A 3,106-nucleotide genomic window follows, 5' to 3' on the forward strand; every position below is an offset into this window, starting at 1 on the left:
CCCCGGCGGCGCCCGCCCCCGCCGCGCCGGCCGGGATCGAGGCGCTGGTCGGCCGCCGGATGGAGGAGGTCGAGCGCGACCTGATCCTCGGCACGCTGGCGCATTGCCTGGGCAACCGCACCCGCGCGGCCGAGGTGCTCGGCATCTCGATCCGCGCGCTGCGCAACAAGCTGCAGGATTACCGCGCCCTGGGCCTGGCCGTGCCGGCGCCCGGCGAGGGCCGCGGCCTGGCCGCGACGGGCTGAGCGCCATGGCCGGCCGCGGCTTCGCCTTCGCCCTGCCCGCGCCGCTGCGCGGCCTGCGCCTCGGCACCGACGTCACCCTGGCCCTCGGCGTCGTGGCGCTGATGATGGTCATGCTGGTGCCACTGCCGGTGGTGCTGCTCGACCTTGGCCTGGCCATCTCGATCACCGCCTCGGTGCTGGTGCTGATGGTGGCGCTGCTGCTGCAGCGGCCGCTCGACTTCACCTCCTTCCCGACGCTGCTGCTGCTGACCACGCTGCTGCGCCTGGCGCTGAACGTCGCCACCACCCGCGCCGTGCTCAGCCACGGGCATGAGGGCGTCGGCGCGGCGGGTGGCGTGATCTCCGCCTTCGGCGCCTTCCTGATGGGCGGCGACGTGGTGATCGGCCTCGTCGTCTTCGCCATCCTGCTGCTGGTCAACTTCATGGTGGTGACCAAGGGCTCCGGCCGCATCGCCGAGGTGGCGGCGCGCTTCAGCCTGGACGCCATGCCCGGCAAGCAGATGGCGATCGACGCCGACCTCTCCTCCGGGCTGATCGAGGAGGGCGAGGCCCGCCGCCGCCGGCGCGAGCTGGAGGAGGAGAGCAGCTTCTTCGGCGCCATGGACGGCGCCGCCAAGTTCGTCCGCGGCGACGCCATCGCCGGCCTCATCGTCACCGGCATCAATTTGCTGGGCGGGCTGGCGGTCGGCCTCGGCCGGCACGGCATGTCCTTCGGCGACGCGGTGGAGACCTTCGCCACCCTCACCGTCGGCGACGGGCTGGTGTCGCAGATCCCGGCGCTGCTGATCTCGGTCGCCGCTGGCATCGTGGTGACCAAGGGCGCCACCGAGGGCCGCGCCGACCAGATGCTGGCCGGCCAGCTCGGCACCGCCTCCAAGCCGCTGGCCATCGCCGCCGGCAGCGCGCTGCTGCTGGCCGCCATGCCGGGCATGCCGGCGCTGCCCTTCCTGGGCCTGGCCGGCGCCGCCGGCGGGCTGGCCTTCGTCCGCCACCGGACCGAGCGCAGCAATGCCATCGCCGCCGCGCGCCCCAAGCCGCCGCCACCCAAGCCGGTGAACGAGGAGGCGCCGGTGGCCGAGGCGCTGAAGCTCGACCTGCTGCGCCTCGAGATCGGCTACGGGCTGCTCTCGCTCGCCTCCGGCGACCAGCCGCGGCTGACCGAGCAGATCCGCGCGCTGCGCAAGAGCTTCGCGCAGGAGATGGGCTTCGTGCTGCCCTCGGTGCGGGTGCAGGACAACATGCAGCTCGCGCCCTATGCCTATCTGGTGCGGGTCAAGGAGGTCGAGGCGGCGCGGGGCGAGGTGAAGCCGCCGATGCTGCTGGCCATCGACCCCACCGGCAAGCTGCCGCCCTTCCCCGGCGAGAAGTGCCAGGAGCCCGCCTTCGGCCTGCCGGCGCTGTGGATCGAGGAGCGGCTGCGCGAGCAGGCGCTGGCGCGCGGCTGCACCGTGGTCGATGCCGCCGGCGTGCTCGTCACCCACCTGACCGAGGTGGTGCGCGAGAACATGGCCGACCTGCTCAGCCATGCCGAGACGCGGCGCCTGCTGGAGGGGCTGCCGGACGACAACAAGCGGCTGGTGGCCGACCTGATCCCGGCCCAGGCCAGCATCGGCACGGTGCAGCGCGTGCTGCAGACGCTGCTGGCCGAGCGGGTCTCGATCCGCGACCTGCCGACCATCCTGGAGGGCATCCAGGAGGCGACGGCGGGCGGCGTGCCGCGCGGGCTGACCACCATCGTCGCCACCGTGCGCGCGCGGCTCGCCCGCCAGCTCACCGAGGCGGCGCGCGGCCCGCAGGGCGACGTGCCGCTGCTGACGCTGGGCGCCGAATGGGAGGCCGCCTTCGCCGAGGCGCTGATCGGCCCGCCCGAGGAGAAGCAGCTGGCCCTCGCCCCCAGCCGCGTCAACGAGTTCGCGCAAAGGCTGCGCCAGGCGCTGGACCGCGCCGGCAATGCCGGCGACATGCCGGCGCTGGTCTGCTCGGGCGGCATCCGGCCGCATGTGCGGGCGGTGGTGGAGCGCTTCCGCCCCAGCACCACCGTGCTGGCCCAGGCCGAGATCCACCCCCGGGCGCGCATCCGCGTCCTCGGCAGCGTCTGAGCCGGGCCTAGGCCGCCATGCGCATCCGCGTCATCCGCGCCGCCACCATGGCCGAGGCGATGCGCCGCCTGACGGCGGAGCTTGGCCCGGATGCGGTGCTGCTCTCCTCCCGCCGGGTCAATGGCGGCTTCGAGGCGACGGCGGCGCTGGAGACCGACCCGGCGGACGAGCCGCTGCCGGCGGTGGAGCCCGCCCCGGCGCCGGAGCCGCGCGCCGAGGCGGCGGCGCTGACCTTCCACAACCTGCCCGCGCCCCTGCGCGAACGGCTGATGGCCGGGCCGCTGGAGGCGACGCTCTCCGCCGCCTTCCGCTTCGGCGGGCTGCCGCCGCTCGGCCAGCGGCCGCTGCTGCTGGCCGGCCCCCCCGGCGCGGGCAAGACGCTGACGCTGGTCAAGCTCGCCGCCCAGCACGTGCTGGAGGGGGAGAAGCCGCCGCTGCTGCTGAACGCCGACCAGCAGCGCCCGGGCGCCGCCGAGCAGCTGCCGGGGGTGGCCGAGGTGCTGCGCGCGCCGCTGGCCCAGGCCACCACCCCGGCCGCCGCGCTGCAGGCCATCGCGCTGCGCCCGCCGGGCGGCGCGGTGCTGATCGACACGCCGGGCGTCGACCCCTTCGACCCCGCCCAGGCGCGCATGCTGGCGGCGCTGATCGCCGCCACCCGCGCCGCCGTGGTGCTGGTGCTGCCCGCCGGCCTCGACTGTTCCGAGGCGACCGAGCTGGCGCGCGCCTTCCGGGCGCTGGGCGCCAGCCATCTGCTGCCGACGC

At 75.4% G+C, this 3,106-nt stretch carries 3 protein-coding genes; all 3 read left to right on the forward strand.

The window, feature by feature from the left end; translation table 11 throughout:
- Positions 1–245: helix-turn-helix domain-containing protein (locus HMPREF0731_RS12800; protein WP_007004567.1), on the forward strand; the 245-nt coding region annotated here is incomplete at its 5' end.
- 5 nt (positions 246–250) lie between these two features.
- Entirely contained in the window at positions 251–2,344 is a 2,094-nt protein-coding gene (flhA, locus tag HMPREF0731_RS12805; RefSeq protein WP_007004568.1) for a flagellar biosynthesis protein FlhA, read from the forward strand.
- Between the two features lie 17 nt (positions 2,345–2,361).
- A partial coding sequence (locus HMPREF0731_RS12810; protein WP_040613125.1) for a flagellar biosynthesis protein FlhF occupies positions 2,362–3,106 on the forward strand: 745 nt, incomplete at its 3' end.

Source organism: Pseudoroseomonas cervicalis ATCC 49957, assembly GCF_000164635.1.
GTDB classification, from domain to species: Bacteria; Pseudomonadota; Alphaproteobacteria; order Acetobacterales; family Acetobacteraceae; genus Pseudoroseomonas; species Pseudoroseomonas cervicalis.

Bases quoted from the DNA above. Each gene is read 5' to 3' on its own strand.
- flhA (WP_007004568.1), top strand. From the start codon at position 251: ATGGCCGGCCGCGGCTTCGCCTTCGCCCTGCCCGCGCCGCTGCGCGGC.